Below are 18,478 nucleotides of genomic sequence, written 5' to 3' on the forward strand. Positions count from 1 at the left end.
CATATGCTGCTGCGTAATATAGTGATAGCGCTGAGTATTGCTATCACAACGACCCCAACGCACGCCCAGTCGTCCGATCAGGTGGATAGCGATAGTGCGCTCCCGCTAGTTGAACGCCTGCAGCAATTGCCCGTGGCGCAGCAGCCATTGCAAACCAGCACAAGTATTGAGGAGTGGGCGAGCCAGCACGCTGAACTGCTTGGCTTATCGGCACAAAGTAGCCTTAATGTGCAATTAACAGCGGTGAACTCACGCTATCAAATTGCCCGCTTACAACAACAGATAAATGGTATCGAGATATTCGCGCACCGCAGCACATTGCTGATTCGTGATGGCCAGCCATATTCACTAAGTCGGGTGACTACCGATTTATCAGCGACTGAATTTCCCCAAGTGCGTGAACCGATGCAGGTGGTTAAGCAATTATTGTCAGCGCATGACATTAGTATCAGTGATCGTACGTACATTAAACCTATCTATGCTCGTGATGGGCAACAGCTAAGCCCAGCATGGAATGTATCGTATGGGCTTGAGCGCCACGGCAAAGCCTATAACTATGAACTGTTATTAAGCCATGATGGCCGTATTTTAGAAGCCTTGCCGCGTGAATATTCCATCGACTACAAACTGGTTGATGTAGACCAAATGTGCCAAGTGATGGGTATTAATTTTGATATTACTGCCAATGATCTATTTGTCCTGACTGAAAACTATGAAATGAGCTATGGTTTTCCGAACTCTGCAGCAAGCGCGACGACCACAATGAGTCGTCGGTTAGGGAATTTATTAGATAAAGGTACTGAATTTCTGCAATTAATTCTCAAGCAACCGGGGTTAGATGCTGCTAATAACGTTGAATTATATGCTTTTGTGGGTACTCGTTTTGGCGACAACGCCTTAAACTGCGGCAATAACTACGGAACCAACGCTAACTTTATGGCGGTCAATGATCAGCTGGCAATTACCCAGATCCATGCACCATTTCTAAACAATCCAGAGGTGATCTTGCATGAGCTGGCTCATGGTATAGTTTTTTACGGCTCTGGATTAGAGTATTTAGGCGAGTCTGGCGCTCTCAATGAAGCCTTTAGTGACGCCGTTGGCGTGTCCTATGCAGCATGGGCCAATGGCCGTTCTGCCGCGCCCAGTCAGCGAGATTGGCAACTATGGATTGGCACCACTGATTTGCTGCGCGATTTTGCCTATCCTCGCCGCGTTACGCAGGTACCCGCAGTCATTGGTTTGATGCCAGATCATTACTCTGAGCGCTATGTCGGCCGTGCCGATCATGGTGGCGTGCATTACAACTCGTCAATTATTAATCATGCCTTTTATCTGCTCGCTGAGGGCGGACAGCATCGCCGCTTAGGTGGTGTCGAGGTGCCCAAAATTGGTATGGATAAAGCGTTACAACTTTGGCACTTTGCCGCCACGCGATTGCTTACCCAAGTATCAGATTTCCGTGATGCGCGTTATGCCTTTGCCGATGCCGCAGAAATTTTATTCGGTGAATACGGCATGGAACGCACCGCCGTTCACAAGGCCTTTGATGCAGTGGGTATTAAAGGCGAGTGGGTGGAAAAAATTGAACCGCCCAAGGTTGACCCATTACCGAAACCTGACACTGAAGTAGAAAAACCACAGCAACCGAAACAGCAACCCAAAGTTGAATTGCCTAACACGCCGCCAGCTGATGAAACCCTGCCACCACAGCAACACCAACCATGGCAATTAACCAGTAAACACATTGGTATTTTAGCAGTATTGCTGATCATGACCATGGGATTATGGCTGGTATTACGCCGCGCTAAACCCGGAGCTGTGCAACGTTATGGCGATTACCAACCCTATCAACCAGCTCCCGCCGGTGGCGATGCTCCTATGGCTAAACAGCGCGGACCAGGGCGGGTGATTGCATTTCTGCATCACCAAGGCGAGCGCTATCCGTTAACTGATAACCAATTGCTCGATGGAATTACTGTGGGGCGTTCGAGCAGCGCTGATATAGTCATCAGTAATGCGTCGGTATCGAGCTTTCATTTAAAGCTGACCCAGCGTGAGCGGCAATTGCGAGTGGAAGACCTTGGTTCCAGTTATGGTACATGGCTTAATGGTGAGCGCATTAGCACGCACCAGCGTTACGCGTTTCATTTGCCGGCGCAACTGCGTTTGGCTGACGTTAGCATCAGTTTAAGTAGCGATGACCAGCGGCCCGTTAGCAGCGCAAAAGCAAGCTCTGGTGAGGGGCTACGACTAGTGATTAAGGGCAAAGCTTATACATTGACTGAAAGCCAAGGCGCAGCAGCTGGCTATAGCCTTGGTCGCGGCAGTGATAACGATATTGTCATCGATAATCCAACGGTATCGTCGCGTCATGGGCGAATTTTGTATCGTGACAGGCAGTGGTGGTATGAAGATTTGAACTCAAGCTACGGCTCTGCGGTGAAACAAAACAATCAAAAAGTACCACTCAATAGTGGCGAGCGTATTCGTTTACAGGGTGTTAGTAAGCTATATTTGTCAGATTGCAGTATAGAAATAAACGGCAACAATGATGGCACGATTGTGCTTTAGCCATTACAATTTAAACATCATGTTAATACGCATGTTTAATCATAACTTTGCGATGAAGGTTGGTAATGACAACAAGTAATCAAGGTATTGCGCTGCCAGTGGGCACTGAGATCAACCACTACCGTATTGCCGATGTGCTCGGCCAAGGCGGTTTTGGGGTCGTTTATAAGGCTCACCATACACATCTCGATGAACAGGTCGTTATTAAAGAATTTTTGCCGGTTGAATTAGCGGGGCGTCACGGTAACACCGTTTCGCCGCACTCAAATTCAAAGCAGGATTTATACAGCGACTGTTTGCGCCGGTTTATGGAGGAGGGGCGTACGCTGGTTAAACTACGCCACCCTAATGTGGTGCGCTGCCGTGACTTATTTACTGCGAACGGAACCGCGTATTTGGTGATGGATTTTGAAGATGGTTTGTCACTCGACCAGCTGATCCGTGCCCTTGAGCAACAAAACGATAGCTATACCCAAGTTCAGTTACTGCATTTCTTGATTCCATTGGCGCAAGGTTTGGCCTATATCCATGATCAGGGCGTGCTGCATCGTGACATTAAGCCCGGCAATGTATTTATTCGTCGCCACGATGGCTCACCGGTTATTATCGATTTTGGTGCGGCCAAGCAGAATTTTGCTATTGCCTCGCAATCACAAGCACCTTTTACTGAATTTTATGCGCCGCTGGAACAAATTGAAGGCGGTGGCGAAGCCAAACCAACCATCGATATTCATGCCTTTGGGGCGTTAGTGTATCGGCTGGTGAGTGGCGCGGTTGGGCCTAAGGCCGAAGCTCGGGCAATGGCGCTGTTGTATGGATCAAAAGATCCACTAAGCCCAGTTGCTGAGGTCACTAAAACCAAGCTTACGGATGCTTTTTGTCAATTGATTGATAGTTGTTTGGCGTTTCGTGCTGGCGACCGGCCACAGAGCATGCACGAAATTGTCACTGCATTGGAGCAAATTGCTGGCAAATCGTTGTCTGGTGATAGCGCAAAATATACCAAAATGCCCGCAGCCGAAAAGCCAGCTAAGGCCGAGAAACCGAAAAAACCAGCAAAAGCTGTTGATGACAGTAAACCAGCTCTGATTTTCCCAACCAAATGGGTTGCCATAATCGTGGCTGTAGCGGTACTTGGTGGTGGCGGAGCGTGGGCGATTAGCGAATTTCAGCAACAGCGCGCAATTGACATTGAGCAGCAGCGCATTGCCGAGCAACAGCGTAAACAAGATGAAGCAGCTTGGGGCGAGGCCAGTAGCGGCAACACCATTGAAGATTTTGAACAGTATATTGCCAATTACCCAGAGGGTATCTACCTAGAAGCGGCGAAATCACGTAAAAAAGCTCTCGAATTAGAAGCCGAACTACAACGCAAACTTGCGGAGCAGGAGCAACGCGACAAAGCTGAACGTGATCGTCTGCTGGCTGAACAACGTGAACGTGAGCGTATTGCTGAACAGCAACGTAAAGCCGAAGAGCAACGTCGTAAGGCGGCTCGCGCGCGTGAGTTAGCCGGTGAGATGGTCAGCATTCGTGGTGGTAGTTTCAGCATCGGTTGTGATGCTGGCTCGAGCTGCGATAGTAAAGAATTACCGACCAAACAAATCTCGATTAGGGCCTTCCAAATCGGTAAATATGAGGTCACTAGAGCGCAATTTGCCGCTTTTGTGCGGGCAACCAATTATGTCACCCGAGCTGAGCGTGAAACTGGCAGTGCTACCTGTTATGCCGGGGTTGCTGGCCGTGATCCATTTTGGGCTTACACCAACGATATAACTTGGCGCAATGCCTCTTTGATGGGTTCTGGCCAGGGTGATAACCATCCGGTAGTGTGTGTTAGCCAACTCGATGCGCTGGAATTTATTGATTGGTTGAATAAAGAAACTGGCATGAAATTCCGCTTACCATCTGAAGCAGAGTGGGAATACGTTGCGCGAGCTGGCTCACGTAATACTTATGGTGTGACAAACAACCAAGAGTCATTGTGCATGTACGGCAACGTGAACGATAGCACAGCCCTGCCAGATGGAACCTTCTGGAATAGTAAACTCAGTTGTACTGACGGTTACGCATTTACAGCCCCAGTTGGCTCATACATTGCCAATGCCTTCGGTGTGCATGACATCATTGGTAATGTCAAAGAATTCACCGCCGATTGCTGGAATGCTAACCTATCCAATATCCCAAGCAACGGTAGCGCCAACAAAAATGGCGATTGCACTAAGGTGGTTGAGCGCGGTGGTAACTTTAACACCTCGCCAAGCTTCTTGCGGGTAACCTATCGCGGCGATCCGGGCAATGCCTTTCGTGGCGTACATGCTGGCTTCCGCTTAGCTCTTGATAACTAATGACTACGGATCACGCCTTCGCACTGACACCAGGCACCGAGCTCAATCACTATGTGATTGAGTCGGTGCTCGGGCAGGGTGGTTTCGGTGTAGTCTACAAAGCACATCATGCCTTATTGCATGAAACTGTAGTCATTAAGGAATTTTTACCGGTTGAATTAGCCGGTCGCCACGGCGTATCGGTGGTGCCGCACGGGCAGTCAAAACAAGCCCTTTACGATGATTGCTTGCAGCGATTTTTAGCTGAAGGTCGCACTCTGGTCCGGCTTAGGCATCCTAACGTAGTGCGCTGCCGTGACCTATTCAATGCTAATGGTACCGCCTATTTAGTGATGGATTTTGAAGACGGCTTACCGCTCGATGAATTAGTCAAAAGCCTAGAGCAACAGGGCTTACGTTATTCTGAACAACAGCTCTTACACTTCTTACTACCGCTCTGTGATGGTCTTGAATACATTCATGAACAGGGTGTTTTACACCGTGATATCAAGCCGGCCAATGTCTTTATTCGACGGCGTGACGGCAGCCCAGTGATTATCGATTTTGGCGCTGCCAAGCAAAATTTTGCTGCGGCCTCGCAATCACAGGCACCGTACACTGAATTCTATGCGCCATTAGAACAAATTGAAGGCAGTGGCGAAGCGCGACCGAGTGTCGATATTCATGCCTTTGGTGGCTTAATGTATCGCATTGTAACGGGTAAAGTAGGTCCGCGTGCAGAAGCTCGTGCCATGGCCCTTATCAATGGCAACGCTGATCCTCTGCAAAGCGCTAAAACCATAGCTGGTGAGCATTACTCCCAAGGCTTACTGAGTCTCATCGATTGCTGTTTGGCATTTCGTCCTGATCAGCGTCCAGCATCTATGGCTGAGGTCCGGCAGGGCTTGCAAATTGAAGCACAGCATGCACCCGCTGTGGTGCAGCTATCTCAGCTCGACGAACTACTTAATCTCGCTGGCGTCGATCAAGTGATCACTGACGGCGAAATGCAGATGCTGTTGAACAAGGCGAAAGCGCTACAGATTGATGCTATTGAAGCGCAGCAATACATCGTACAGCAGTGCATACAAAAAGGCTGGCAACTGCAGTCAGGCCAAGGTAAACAAGCACGCCCTGAGCCGGATATGAATGATTTTTTCAATGATGTGTTTGGTAAGCAGGCGAGTGCAACAGCACCCGCAAGTCAGCATATTATCCTCGATCAAAGCCGAATCACCCTGTGCATCGAGCGCAATAGTCCGGCACTTTCTGGGCAAGAACTATCAGAATTTATTGGTATTGAAACCGCGGGCCCAGTATTTACCCCACTAGTAAACCCAGGCGAGCGCTTAACCCAAGCCTATACCCAAGTGTTTTCCACCGCTGAAGATAATCAACGTGAAGTTGATATTCACTTGATGCGTGCGAGTGACAACAGCTATCAAACAGCTCGCTCGGTGAGTCGGGTTAAAATAGGTATCGCTAAGCCTGCTGCAGCTGGCGTTCCACAAATAGAGCTGTCGTTGTATGCCAAAGGCAACGATTTGTATCTCGATATACAACGTCTCGATAATCAACCGCAGCAGCCACAATCACGGGCCGCTGAGCCAATGCAAGCTGCCGCTGCTGCACACAGCATCGACAACCAACCGACTAGGATAGGTGGCTGGTTATGGATGGTGTTGGCTAGTTTGCTGATAAAACTGTTAGTTTCGTCAGCACGGCTGACAAAACTTTATCAAGAGTTTGAGTTGGTGAATTTTGTCGAGTCAGCGCAGAGTTGGCCGCAGCTCTTTAGTACTTCGCTGGCAATTCTGGCGGCTTATGTGGTTGCTGTGCTGGTTTTATTGGTGCTGCTGTGGCGTTGCAGTCGTTATTTTGTTGCTGCGTACGGAGTTATTGTTGCCACTATCTATGCCATCGACCTGTGGCCGTCTGAATTGCTGTTACAGCAATTTTATCCATTAAGTCAAACCGATAACATGACCAGCGTGATTGCCACTGAATGGGTCATACTCGCTTATTTATTGTTCTCAAAGCGCGTCAAAAATACTTTTGTGCGGTAAATTAGCTTGCTGTTAGTGGTTTAGGGCGTACAGAAGGGGTGCAGAAGGGGTACAACATGTCCTCGGAAAATGGTTGCGGGGGCAGGATTTGAACCTACGACCTTCGGGTTATGAGCCCGACGAGCTACCAGACTGCTCCACCCCGCGTCCGAGTGAGAGCGCATACTAAACACCTTTATCCTGAAACGCAAGCGAGCATTGGCGCGAACGCTCATAAATACAGCAGATTTGATTCAACCGCTCAGATAACCACCAATTGCCGCAATACAGCATGGTCTGAACCCGCTATAATAGAGCCACTTTTAGTGACTGGATAATTTTCTCGCATGGCTGAATCGTTACAACTCTTTGCTACTTGTGCCAAGGGTCTCGAAAACTTACTGTTTGATGAGTTACACCAACTGAAGGCTAGCAATGTTCGACAAACAATTGCTGGCTGTTGGTTTGAAGGCGATTTGGCTGTGGCCTATCGAAGTTGCCTATGGAGCCGCATCGCCAGTCGAGTGCTGATGAAATTAGGTGACTGTGATGCATTGCGTGCAGAAGCCGTACCGGTAGCTGTAGCCAACACCCCATGGGAAACTATCTTTAGCCCAGCACAAACGTTCATTATTGATTTCGCTGGTGACAACAAAGCAATTCGCCACACTCAGTTTGGTGCACAACTGGTCAAAGATGGCATTGTTGATCGTTTTCGTGAACTCGGTTTAGACCGCCCATCGGTGGCCAAAGAACTGCCCGATATTCGCATCAATGCGCATTTACACAAAGATAAACTGACCTGGTACTTAGACCTTTCTGGCGATAGCCTGCATCGGCGTGGCTATCGACAGCAGCAGGGCGCTGCACCGTTGCGTGAGACCTTAGCGGCTGCGGTAGCTTTGCGGGCTGGGGTAAACAGCCAAACAGGCGTGATTTATGACCCATTTTGTGGCTCTGGAACGCTGCTGTTAGAGTCAGCTATGATCTGTTTTGATCGTGCTCCGGGCCTGAGCCGCCGTGGTTGGGGCTTTGAACAGTGGTTGGGTCACGATGAAGCGCAGTGGCAGCAATTATTGACTGAGGCAGAGCAACGTTTTAACGCCGCCTTCCAAGCCAGCAGTGCAGAATTCATTGGTGTTGATAGCGATCCGCGCATGCTTGCCATTGCTCAGCAAAATGCCGAACGTCTTGGCTTTGCCGATTGCATGCGTTGGCAGCAGGGATTTGCAGAACAAGTACTCCCTGAGCTCAGCACAGTGAATCAGCAATCTCAGCGCTTACTAGTGACCAATCCGCCATATGGTGAACGACTCGGAGAAGAGGTCGAGACGCTGTTGCTGTATCGGCGCTTTGGTGCCCATATGCGGCAACACTTTCACGGCTGGCAATTGGCCGTATTAGCTGGCGATGAGAGCCTGTTAAAGCGAATGAAGCTGCGTAGCCATAAAAAATACAAGCTCTACAACGGCGCATTAGACGTATTGCTAGCCCTTTACGACTTAACCGAAGAGCAAATTGAATTTACCCAGGCGCAATCAACTGATTTAGCTAACCGATTGAAAAAGAATTATAAACAACTAGAAAAGTGGGCGGCAAAAGAGGGGCTAAACGGTTGGCGTGTCTATGATGCCGACATACCTGAATACAATGCTGCAATTGATATTTATAACGACTATGTGGTGATTCAAGAATACGCAGCGCCGAAAGATATTCCGGAGGCTGTGGCGAAGGAACGGTTGTGGTTCTTGATCGATACAGTGGCACAAGAGCTGCCGTTTGCCGCTGATCATATCACTCTAAAAATACGTCAGCGCCAGGCTGGTAAGTCACAGTATCAAAAGCAACAGCCACGTGGACTCACCACGTTAGTGCACGAATACGGCGCACAATTTCAGGTTAATCTCAGCGATTATTTAGATACTGGGTTATTTTTGGATCATCGTTGGGCGCGTCGTGAGTTAGGTAAATTAAGCCATGATAAAACAGTCTTGAACCTGTTCGCTTATACCTGCACCGCATCGGTCCATGCAGCGCTTGGCGGTGCTCGCGAAGTGGTGTCCGTTGATTTGTCGAAGACTTATCTAGCTTGGGGTGAAGAAAACTTTCGTTTAAATGGCATAAACCCGCGTAAACACAGCTTTATCCAGGCCGATTGCTTGCAATGGCTGCGGGAACAACGCCCACAACAACGCTTTGATGTGATCTTTCTTGATCCACCGACATTCTCAAATTCAAAACGCATGGACGATGTACTCGATGTGCAACGTGACCACGTGCTATTGCTCAAGCTAGCGGCACGCTTGTTGACCCAAGATGGGGTAATTTTGTTCTCCAATAATAATCGCAAGTTCAAACTGGATGACGAGGGGCTCGCTGAGATTTTCTTACGCGCCGAAAATTGGACACAACGCTCATTATCGCCTGACTTTGCTCGCAATAAGCGTATTCACCACTTGTTTAAGGTGACTCACCTTGACTGAGTATTATCTATTGAGTAAAAGCCAGTGCCCGTTATGCGATGAGGCCTTGGCCCACCTACAACAATTACCGCTGCAACATGCTATTACCCTGCATCAGGTTGATATTGCTAGCGATGAGCAGTTATTCCAAGAATATCGCTGGTTGGTTCCAGTGCTAATCCGCGCCACTGATGATGCCGAATTACGCTGGCCATTTGGTGATAAATTAATGGAGTTTTTACAGCCATGAGTATTGTACGCCTGCAGAATGCCCAACTCGCATTTGGCGACCATGCCGTTTTAGATGGTGTTGATTTAGTAATAGAAGCACAGGAACGACTGTGTTTGGTCGGCCGTAATGGAGCTGGTAAATCAACCTTGATGAAAGTGCTTGATGGCTCCACCTTGCTTGATGCTGGTGAGGTGCAACTGGTCGGCTCTACGCGCATAGCACGCTTACCGCAAGATCCGCCGGCAAACTCAGCACAATCGGTGTATGACTATGTTGCTGAGGCGTTCGCTAGCACCGGTGAGTTATTGAAACGCTACCATCAGGTGATGGAGCAACTCAGTCACGACGCCAACGACAGAGTGCTAGAACAGCTATCGCAACTACAAAACCAACTTGAAGCCGCTGATGCGTGGCAATTACCAACTCGTATCGAGCAGGTGCTTACCCAGCTCGGTATCCCGCATGATGCCACCATGGATGCGTTGTCTGGTGGTTGGTTACGGCGCGTGGCCTTGGCCCGGGCACTGGTGATTGAACCTGATCTTTTGTTACTCGACGAGCCAACCAACCACCTCGATGTTGAGATGGTGCAATGGTTGGAGAAGTTAATTAAGGAGTTTCGTGGTGCTGTGCTGTTTATCAGCCACGACCGCGCCTTTATTCGTAACTTAGCGACTCGCATTATTGATCTCGACCGCGGTCATTTAACCAGCTATCCGGGCAGCTACGACAAATACCTCGAACTTAAGCAACAATTGCTGGAAGTCGAAGACAGTCAAAACGCTGAATTTGACAAGAAACTGGCACAAGAAGAAGTCTGGATTCGTCAGGGCGTTAAAGCCCGCCGCACCCGTAACGAGGGGCGTGTAAGAGCGCTGGAGCAATTACGCCGTGAGCGCGCCCAACGCCGTGAACAACAAGGCTCGGCCAAATTGAGTGTGCAACAGTCACAACGCTCCGGCAAAGTGGTGTTCGAGGGTGAGCATTTATATCTAAAATTTGCCGATAAAGTGATTCTCGATGATTTTTCATTGACCCTGCAGCGTGGGGATAAGCTGGCCTTGGTCGGTGCGAACGGCTGCGGTAAAAGTACCTTGATTCGAATTATCTTGGGCGATCAGAGCGTTGATAGCGGGGTACTAAAAATTGGCACCAATTTAGCCGTAGCCTATTTTGATCAACATCGCGCACAACTCGATCCAGAACTAAGTGTGGCGGAAAATATTGGCGATGGTAAACAGGATATCACCTACAATGGACGTACCCGTCACATTCTGAGCTATCTGCAAGACTTTCTGTTTAGCCCTAAACAAGCGCGCACACCAGTCAAAGCCCTATCTGGTGGTGAACGTAACCGCGCGCTGTTAGCTAAACTATTCCTGCAGCCTAGTAACCTGTTAATTCTCGATGAACCAACCAACGATCTGGATATAGATACCTTAGAATTGCTGGAACAAATTATTGCTGAGTATCAAGGTACAGTCATTTTGGTGAGTCACGATCGAGAATTCGTCAATAATACCGCGACAACGTCGTTGTTATTTGAAGGGCAGGGCCGATTAACGGAGATTGTCGGTGGTTTTGAGGAAATTGAGCACTATCTGAAGCAACGTCAAACAGCGGGAACTAAATCAGCTACGCGACAGTCAGACAAACCAGCGAATAATGTGGATAAGCCTTCTGCCAGTGGACAAAAAAAGTTATCCTACAAACTGCAACGTGAACTTGAATCAATTCCGCAGCAAATTGCGCAATTAGAACAACAACAGCAGAGTTTACAGACACAAGCTAATGATCCGCAATTCTATAACCAAGCGCATGAAATCACTGCTGCGGTGCTATTGCGATTAGGACAAATAGAAGATGAGTTGCTAGCGGTGCTTGAGCGCTGGGAAGAATTAGAAAATTTACAACAAGAGAGTCGTTAATTTCATGATGAAAAAGTTTAATTTGGCTGCTTTGAGTGTCGCCATCCTCGGTAGTTTTTCCGCCGCCGCTGAAGCTGATTTGTATACCGTACAGCAGCTTGAGACGCCCGCAAACTATCGTAATTTAGTCCCACGTGATTTAAACGATCAGGGCATGTTAGCGGTATTGTCACGCTTACCTCAGGATACCGAAATAGACCTGACCAAACTGTCAAGTAGTGCCTTGGCAGCGGTCGGAATTCCGAGTGACGCTGACCTCGAAACCTATGAGTTGAGCTACAGACAATACAACGGCCTTATCAGCTTTTTGCAAGACAATGTCAGTGGTAACCTGCTCAATCCTCGATATGGGACGAATGCAGCAACCAGTTACGATGGTCAAAATTTCCGTTTTATCTCACCGCTGGATGGTCAAACCGACTTGAGCCGAGCTACTTCAAGTACGATCGATACGCAATTTCATGGATTGAATGATAATAATGTGTTTGTCGGTTTAACCTCGAGCGCATATACCGAATTGTCGCATACATATACACCAACTCCGGTGGGCGATGCTGACCCAGTTCCACAAACATTGACCTTTCATCAGCGTGAATTTACCTCTCGAGCTCTTTGGTTCGATGGCAATAATTATCAGACCTACACACCACCAGAAACCGCATACCTTGGTGGTGAATCACTGATGTTTGATATCAATGACAACAACGTTGCTGTCGGTGCTGTCAGTGTGGCTATATCACCGGGCGCACAAGCACGTATCACCGAGTGTGAAGAAGCAGATCCGGCCACCAGCACTAACCCGCTGTATGTATGTGTTTGGAATCAATGGTTCGTTCGTCAAAATGCCTTAGCACCTAATTTATCGGTGTCGTTTTTACAACAGCTGGAAATCCCTACCAATCAATCGATTTACGATATGAATGCGGCTAAATGGCAGTTAGATGCCAACGGTAACGTGATTTCAGTAACCCAGTGGGGCACCTTAATGGAGCGCACTGGCGAGGAGGATTTGGAAGACTTCTCAAGCTACGCTTATGCCATTAATAATAATGATATCGCGGTAGGGCAGAGCTGGACTTACTTTAATAATGGCCAAGATGACTTTATAGGTAACCCCGCCACGCGTATTAAGAAGCCAGTGGTTTTTATCGGTGATGAAGTACGCTCCATCAGTGATGACACTGATTACATTTGGGGTAGCGCTCGCGACATCAATAACGACAATATAGCGATCGGTTTTATGCTAAAAGAGGTACAAGGATTCGTGCGTTATATTGGCTTTAGCTATGATGTTGATAGTGAAAACTTTACCGAAATGCCGGGCTTTTTTACCGGCTCAAGTACTATTCCGAATGCTCTAAATGACTCGGGGTTAGTGGTTGGTACGGCAGACATCGATAGTAGCTTGCAGGTCACCCGACGTCGGGTGGGTTTTGTGTATGACTTAAATAACCCGAGCAACGGCTTTATTAACCTCAACGATGCTATTGGCTGCGATTCTGGCCTATTTATCGTCTCTGCCGACGCTATCAATAGCCAGGGTGAAATTTTAGCCACCGCATTGGAACAGGTTGACGTAGTCGACGAAAACGGTGAGACCCGCAATGAAATTTTCATCCGTACGGTAAAGCTCAATCCTGTCAGTGGCGGTCAGATCAATGATTGTGATGCGGAAGAGCAAATTGTCGAACGCCAAGGTGCGTCAACGAGCCTGTTTGGCGGCATCGCTATGTTATTGATTGGTGGGCTTATTACAATTCGACGCCGTTGGTCTGTTTAACAGGCGAACTTGTTCTAATAATTAAGCCAACAATATTAAGCGCAATTTCATTCACTTACACAGGTGACTGAAGATTGCGCTTTTTTGTGGGTTGAACTCCGAGCCAGAGTTGCTATCTATGTAATAGAGCTGATGAAAAAATTGGCTCTTGCAATGAACGCATTATATGAAAATCTGGACGAGGAAGTGAATGATGAAAAGACAGAAACGCGATCGCCTCGAACGTGCTCACGCACAAGGGTTCAAAGCCGGAGTATCAGGCCGTTCTAAAGAAGTTTGTCCGTATCAAAGTCAGGATATTCGCTCGCAGTGGCTGGGCGGTTGGCGCGATGCTATGGAAGCTCGTGGTGGCGGGTTATTTCGTTGACCCCAATTGAATCAACGAACACTATATCTTCTCGAAAAACTTATCAGCCCGCCTTAATAGCGGGCTTTTTTTAGGGCATACTATATAGCGCTTAGAAGCTACTGGTATCCGTAAATAGACCAACTTTCAGGTCCGTGGCGGTATAAATGGTTTTACCATCAACTTCAACCCGGCCATCACCAATACCCATATACAATGAACGCTTAATGACGCGTTTCATATCAATGAAATAACTGACTTTTTTGGCAGTAGGGAGGATTTGACCGGTAAATTTCACTTCACCAACACCCAATGCACGGCCACGACCTGGGCCACCGGCACAGGCTAAGAAGAAACCGGTAAGCTGCCACATAGCATCAAGGCCTAAACAGCCTGGCATAACGGGATCACCAATAAAATGGCAGTCAAAAAACCACAAATCAGGGCGGATATCGAGCTCAGCGTGGATATAGCCTTTACCGTACGCGCCGCCGTCTTCGTTGATTTCAAGGATACGATCCATCATCAACATGTTAGGGGCAGGTAATTGACTATTGCCAGGGCCAAACATCTCGCCACGGCCACAGGCCAACAGTTCTTCGCGGGTATAACTCGATTGTTTCATAATCACCTTGCTTGAATACAGCGTTTTAAGTGCGGTCCAGCCTGCGCTAAACACAAAGTGGCGCTAGCTTAGCGAACAGTTGTACGCTAAACAAGTCCGACTAGTCTTTTAGCGCCACCAACGCTGCCACCACGATTGCTCACGATCACTGCGGTGCAATTCCTCAAGCCGTGCTTCAATGCGTTCGAATAGGTCTTTTTGTTCCACCTGGGTAAGTAATTCTAGTGCTTCGGTCACGTGACTAACCGCATAAATATGATATTGGCCGGCTGCTACAGCAGCGACAATAGGGTCATCAAGGTTCAATTGACTTAGGTTAGCTGCCGGCATAATAACGCCTTGATTACCGGTAAGCCCGCGTGCGGCACATAAGGCAAAATGGCCTTCGATCTTTTCATTCACCGCGCCTATGGCCTGTACCGCACCAAATTGATCCACCGCACCAGTAATGGCTAAGCCTTGCTGAACGGGCGCTTCTGCTAAAGCTGACAATAAGCAACAGAGCTCGGCAAGCGATGCGCTATCACCATCTACCTCGTGATAGGACTGCTCAAAAACAATAGTGGCAGACAGACTCATCGCTTCATTACGCGCAAACAAGTTAGCAATATAGGCACTTAAGATCATCACACCTTTGGTATGAATGTTGCCACTTAACTCAGATTTGCGATCAATGTCGATAATGTCGCCATCACCATAGTGCACCGTTGCGGTAATTCGTGAGGGTTCGCCAAATTCCGTCCCACCTGCGGTTATGACCGTAAGACCGTTGACTTGGCCAATGACCGCACCATCGGTAGCAATATAAACTTGATGCTCAAGAATCGCGCGCCGTGACAGCTCAGCAATATAACCATCGCGTTGCTTGCGATGCAGCAGCACTTGGTCAATATGCTCGCCTTGGATCTCATGACTATGTTGTTGCACGGCTAACGCCGAAGCCTCACGCAGGAGCTGCATCAGAGCAATGGTATCTAAACTGAGCTCACTTTGATAATCACTCAAACGAGAAGCAAACTTGAACAGAGCAGGGTACGCCAGTTGATGCAATGGCAATACATTGGCTTCACCAATAACATAAGCAAGATAGTCAAAATAATCACTGAGGGGCTGTTGAGTCAGCGAGTAATGCTCAGAAAAATCGGCGAGGTAAGGGAATAAATTATCAAAATCGCGATCAATTTCGCGCAACTGCGCAAAAATATCGCGCTCGCCGAGTAATAACACCTTGATATGAATGGGTACTGGCTCAGGTTGATAATAAGCGGCAACATTAAGGTTATCGCCCGGTGCTGGCCAGTGAAACAGGCTGGTTTTTAAGATGTATTTTAATTTACGCCATAGGCCAGGCTGCAATAGCAGTTCTTCGGCATCGATGGCCAGCACACCGCCATTGGCGCGCAACAAGTCACCCGGTTGAATCAGATGCAAGTCAGACGAAATAGTGCCCTCAACCGACTGCAAACGAATACTGCCAAACAAACTGGCTTCGGTTACGCGGTCACACAATAAAATGGCCGGAACCTGTTCATGTTCAACAATTACGGTAGCGAGTTCATTGCCGGGTAAGTCGGCGAACTGTTTATCGGCAATTTCAGCCAGATAATTTTGTAACCGTGCGCTTGGGCTATCACCGAGTAAAGCCTGCTGTAATTCTGCGCGTTGCTCCGTAGGAGTTTGTAAAAACATCCAGAGCTGTTGCACAAAATTAGCAGCGCTACCAACGGGTAAGTTCACACAACAGGGTTCATTGGCTGAATGAGGGTTGGCTAAATACACCCAGTCATATCGATCAGCGTGCTGCCAAGGAAAGCGGGGCGCTAATTCATGCATGACATCTTGTACCCGCATTCCAGCCGGCGTGACCAGATAGGCATGGGCATAACGCCCAGCAACGGTTAACGCTTGCTGAAGGGCTTGCAAAGCACGTTGTTGGCCCACTAATGCTGATGCACTAGTGACAGTTTGTGGACGTTGCTCAGCCCAAGTGTGAATAGGCGGTTGTAAAGCATTAGCAGAAACGCGCATAACCAAAACTCTCCTTGAATAGTCCGCTATGATAGCTGATTAGGTCGGGTTATGACTACGTTTTAGCTCAGTTGACTGGGGTAACTTGATAGCCAGCTTGGCGCAGTAATCTGACCACACCTTGCTCACCGCCGAGATGACCCGCACCAACAGCAATTAACGAGGAGCGTTCACGCATGAGCGACGGTATTTTCGTTAACCAATCCTGATTGCGGCGATCTAATATCAACTGTTGAAAGTCACCTAATGATGGATCGTTAGCAATCAATTGGTATAACTGGTCAATATCTTCAGCCAGATATAATTCGGTCATCGCCTTAAAATCCGCCACTGATTGACTCTTGTTATCAATCATTTGCCAAATCATATCCACTTGATTTTGAATCGGGATTTGGTCAAATAAACCAAGCTGAAAAGCAGCGGTTTCAAGCCCTTTAATCGGTTTTTCTGCCGCCATAGCCAGAGTTAATAAATGGCCCTCATAGCTGGCGGTATTGGCGCAGGGAAGTTGCTTGATCATAATTTGCGTACTTAACACAAATGGATTAATACGCTGTGCACGAGGTATCGACATATTCAGGTTTTCTTGAATATAGCCAGCGACCTGCGTGAGTTGATCATCGCTCAGGTGTTGCTCAAGATACGGACCATTGCGATTCACCATTAAACTAGCCGACTGGAAGATCACCTCTGGAGAGGTAAGATCAAGTTCCATCACTAATTGATCAACCTCGCTAAAGCGTTGCTCAAGTTGCTCCGGTACACGAAAATCTTCGGCACAAAGTATATGCATAGTTCCGAACAAATAGGATGGTTTGTCCAGCTCGTTGCCACTGACCTTATACAGCAATGCGGCCTGTGAAATTGGGGTAAACAGTGCCAATAACACAGCGACGGTGGTTAATAACAAGCGCATACAAAAAACCTAACAATTAGATGTGTGAAGCAAAGCGTTACTATAACATGACGACAGTAATGCGCCAGATGTGACAGCACATATGACACGCATGACAGTGCAGGCGACAGTCATAAAAATGTCGTCGGCAGGGCAGCCAAAGCTCGCTACAGTGGGCCAAGTGCACTACATTTAACCCTGCTCAATAAGGAAACATAATCATGACAAGTAACACCAATACCAGCAAAAACATCGGTTTTTTCAATCTTTTACGGAACGGCTTTTGGTTCTATTTCTCACACAATAGCCACGAGATCGCGGCTCATGCCAGTGGTATGAGTGGCCGTGAATCGGTATATGTCGATGATAGTAAGGTCTCTGAGAAGATATCTTGGCGGTTTACCAGCGATCATCAATTTGAACTCGATGGCCATCATTATCGCGTTGAATTCATCGTAAAGAGCGCTTGGCGTGGTCAGTTGGTGTGTAATTTCTATGTCGATGGTGTGCTTCTTGAAAGTACCGAGTTTGCCATGGCGGTAGGCAATAAAAAATTGGGCTGGAGTGCCATTCTTATTCTATTTGTGATCGGTATGGTATTTGGCTACTTAGGTGCCTATATCGCAATCAACGTGATTTAGGAGCTTCGCATGGATATCCAAGCAAGCCGTGTGCGTGAATTGCGCGCACAACGCGGATGGACACAACAGCATCTTGCCGATGCTTGTGCCGTCAGTCTGCGCACCGTGCAGCGGATTGAGAAGGACGGCAATGCGGCACAAGAAACCGTAGCAGCATTATGTGCGGTATTTAATGTTGAACGTGAACAGTTGTTGTTGGTGCCGCGCAAACAAATCGAATTGTTGCAGCCCGCACAATTCGGTCGGCAATGGCTGGCGTACGTGGTTGTACTAATGATCGGTATCGCCATTGGCTCAGGAATGATGGTGCTACTGACGCGCTAGCTTCGATTAACTCAAAAGGGCTCGGTAACTACCGGGCCTTTTTGCTTATTTGATGATTGCGCATAATGTATATTATGTTAAATAGGATATATGAATACACAGCATAAGCAGTGTGTGCTCACACTATTTGTTAAAACACCTACCTATCTCGACTGCTAAATTTAAAATCTGTAGCACTAACACCCAGCATTCCATTACAGATTTCACGTAGCGCACGATGATAAAACTATAGGTGTTAACTGCTGGGCATAAAAAAGCCACCCGTAACAAC

The 18,478-nt window shown here is 47.9% G+C and carries 13 protein-coding genes and 1 tRNA gene; 10 read left to right on the top strand and 4 right to left on the bottom strand.

What is annotated here, in order from left to right:
* The first annotated feature begins 3 nt into the window (after positions 1-3).
* From EFO84_RS10845 to EFO84_RS10855, 3 genes are all read left to right on the top strand, one after another.
* Positions 4-2,574, top strand: a complete 2,571-nt coding sequence (locus EFO84_RS10845; protein ID WP_164742436.1) for a M4 family metallopeptidase — start codon at positions 4-6, stop codon at positions 2,572-2,574.
* Between the two features lie 65 nt (positions 2,575-2,639).
* A complete protein-coding gene (locus tag EFO84_RS11725) occupies positions 2,640-4,922 on the top strand; it encodes a bifunctional serine/threonine-protein kinase/formylglycine-generating enzyme family protein (RefSeq protein WP_164742437.1) in 2,283 nt (760 codons plus the stop codon).
* Entirely contained in the window at positions 4,922-6,967 is a 2,046-nt protein-coding gene (locus tag EFO84_RS10855) for a protein kinase domain-containing protein (RefSeq protein WP_127348077.1), read from the top strand. The genes EFO84_RS11725 and EFO84_RS10855 overlap by 1 nt, the downstream gene beginning before the upstream one ends.
* A 70-nt stretch (positions 6,968-7,037) precedes the next feature.
* Here the strand turns inward: EFO84_RS10855 and EFO84_RS10860 are convergent.
* Positions 7,038-7,114 (bottom strand) — tRNA-Met (locus EFO84_RS10860).
* Positions 7,115-7,293: 179 nt separating this feature from the next.
* On the opposite strand from EFO84_RS10860, the gene rlmKL reads away from it, so the two are divergent.
* The 5 genes from rlmKL to rmf all read left to right on the top strand — a co-directional run bounded on the left by rlmKL (position 7,294) and on the right by rmf (position 13,715).
* Positions 7,294-9,429: a bifunctional 23S rRNA (guanine(2069)-N(7))-methyltransferase RlmK/23S rRNA (guanine(2445)-N(2))-methyltransferase RlmL gene (gene rlmKL, locus EFO84_RS10865; RefSeq protein ID WP_127348078.1), complete on the top strand. Its 2,136-nt coding sequence runs from the start codon at positions 7,294-7,296 to the stop codon at positions 9,427-9,429.
* A complete protein-coding gene (locus EFO84_RS10870) occupies positions 9,422-9,658 on the top strand; it encodes a glutaredoxin family protein (RefSeq protein WP_127348079.1) in 237 nt (78 codons plus the stop codon). The genes rlmKL and EFO84_RS10870 overlap by 8 nt, the downstream gene beginning before the upstream one ends.
* A complete protein-coding gene (uup, locus tag EFO84_RS10875) occupies positions 9,655-11,568 on the top strand; it encodes an ATP-binding cassette ATPase Uup (protein WP_127348080.1) in 1,914 nt (637 codons plus the stop codon). Before EFO84_RS10870 ends, uup begins: the two co-directional genes overlap by 4 nt.
* A 4-nt stretch (positions 11,569-11,572) precedes the next feature.
* Positions 11,573-13,348 (top strand): DUF3466 family protein, encoded by a 1,776-nt coding sequence (locus EFO84_RS10880; protein ID WP_127348081.1) that lies wholly within the window; start codon positions 11,573-11,575, stop codon positions 13,346-13,348.
* Between the two features lie 193 nt (positions 13,349-13,541).
* Complete coding sequence (rmf, locus tag EFO84_RS10885; protein ID WP_127348082.1) at positions 13,542-13,715, top strand: ribosome modulation factor; 174 nt, start codon at positions 13,542-13,544, stop codon at positions 13,713-13,715.
* Positions 13,716-13,806: 91 nt separating this feature from the next.
* Here the strand turns inward: rmf and fabA are convergent, their stop codons facing one another.
* The 3 genes from fabA to EFO84_RS10900 form a co-directional block, all read right to left on the bottom strand.
* Complete coding sequence (gene fabA, locus EFO84_RS10890; protein ID WP_127348083.1) at positions 13,807-14,319, bottom strand: 3-hydroxyacyl-[acyl-carrier-protein] dehydratase FabA; 513 nt, start codon at positions 14,317-14,319, stop codon at positions 13,807-13,809.
* Positions 14,320-14,427: 108 nt separating this feature from the next.
* On the bottom strand, positions 14,428-16,347 hold the full coding sequence (locus EFO84_RS10895) for an AAA family ATPase (RefSeq protein WP_127348084.1): 1,920 nt from the start codon (positions 16,345-16,347) through the stop codon (positions 14,428-14,430).
* A 67-nt stretch (positions 16,348-16,414) separates the two neighbouring features.
* Entirely contained in the window at positions 16,415-17,263 is an 849-nt protein-coding gene (locus EFO84_RS10900; RefSeq protein WP_127348085.1) for a TraB/GumN family protein, read from the bottom strand.
* A gap of 200 nt (positions 17,264-17,463) precedes the next feature.
* Between EFO84_RS10900 and EFO84_RS10905 the strand changes: the two genes are divergently transcribed.
* Positions 17,464-17,883, top strand: coding sequence for a cell division FtsX domain-containing protein (locus EFO84_RS10905; protein ID WP_127348086.1), 420 nt, complete (start codon positions 17,464-17,466; stop codon positions 17,881-17,883).
* A gap of 9 nt (positions 17,884-17,892) precedes the next feature.
* The gene (locus EFO84_RS10910; RefSeq protein ID WP_127348087.1) at positions 17,893-18,207 is read left to right on the top strand and encodes a helix-turn-helix transcriptional regulator; all 315 of its coding nucleotides are present in this window, start codon (positions 17,893-17,895) and stop codon (positions 18,205-18,207) included.
* Positions 18,208-18,478 lie beyond the last annotated feature (271 nt).

Source organism: Pseudidiomarina mangrovi (genome assembly GCF_003999375.1).
Classification (GTDB): Bacteria; Pseudomonadota; Gammaproteobacteria; order Enterobacterales; family Alteromonadaceae; genus Pseudidiomarina; species Pseudidiomarina mangrovi.

Excerpts from the sequence above, each read along its gene's own strand:
- fabA (WP_127348083.1), bottom strand. The coding sequence starts at position 14,319 with ATGAAACAATCGAGTTATACCCGCGAAGAACTGTTGGCCTGTGGCCGT.
- rmf (WP_127348082.1), top strand. The coding sequence starts at position 13,542 with ATGAAAAGACAGAAACGCGATCGCCTCGAACGTGCTCACGCACAAGGG.
- EFO84_RS10895 (WP_127348084.1), bottom strand. The coding sequence starts at position 16,347 with ATGCGCGTTTCTGCTAATGCTTTACAACCGCCTATTCACACTTGGGCT.
- EFO84_RS10905 (WP_127348086.1), top strand. The coding sequence starts at position 17,464 with ATGACAAGTAACACCAATACCAGCAAAAACATCGGTTTTTTCAATCTT.
- uup (WP_127348080.1), top strand. The coding sequence starts at position 9,655 with ATGAGTATTGTACGCCTGCAGAATGCCCAACTCGCATTTGGCGACCAT.
- EFO84_RS10845 (WP_164742436.1), top strand. The coding sequence starts at position 4 with ATGCTGCTGCGTAATATAGTGATAGCGCTGAGTATTGCTATCACAACG.
- EFO84_RS10855 (WP_127348077.1), top strand. The coding sequence starts at position 4,922 with ATGACTACGGATCACGCCTTCGCACTGACACCAGGCACCGAGCTCAAT.
- EFO84_RS10880 (WP_127348081.1), top strand. The coding sequence starts at position 11,573 with ATGATGAAAAAGTTTAATTTGGCTGCTTTGAGTGTCGCCATCCTCGGT.
- rlmKL (WP_127348078.1), top strand. The coding sequence starts at position 7,294 with ATGGCTGAATCGTTACAACTCTTTGCTACTTGTGCCAAGGGTCTCGAA.
- EFO84_RS10910 (WP_127348087.1), top strand. The coding sequence starts at position 17,893 with ATGGATATCCAAGCAAGCCGTGTGCGTGAATTGCGCGCACAACGCGGA.
- EFO84_RS11725 (WP_164742437.1), top strand. The coding sequence starts at position 2,640 with ATGACAACAAGTAATCAAGGTATTGCGCTGCCAGTGGGCACTGAGATC.
- EFO84_RS10900 (WP_127348085.1), bottom strand. The coding sequence starts at position 17,263 with ATGCGCTTGTTATTAACCACCGTCGCTGTGTTATTGGCACTGTTTACC.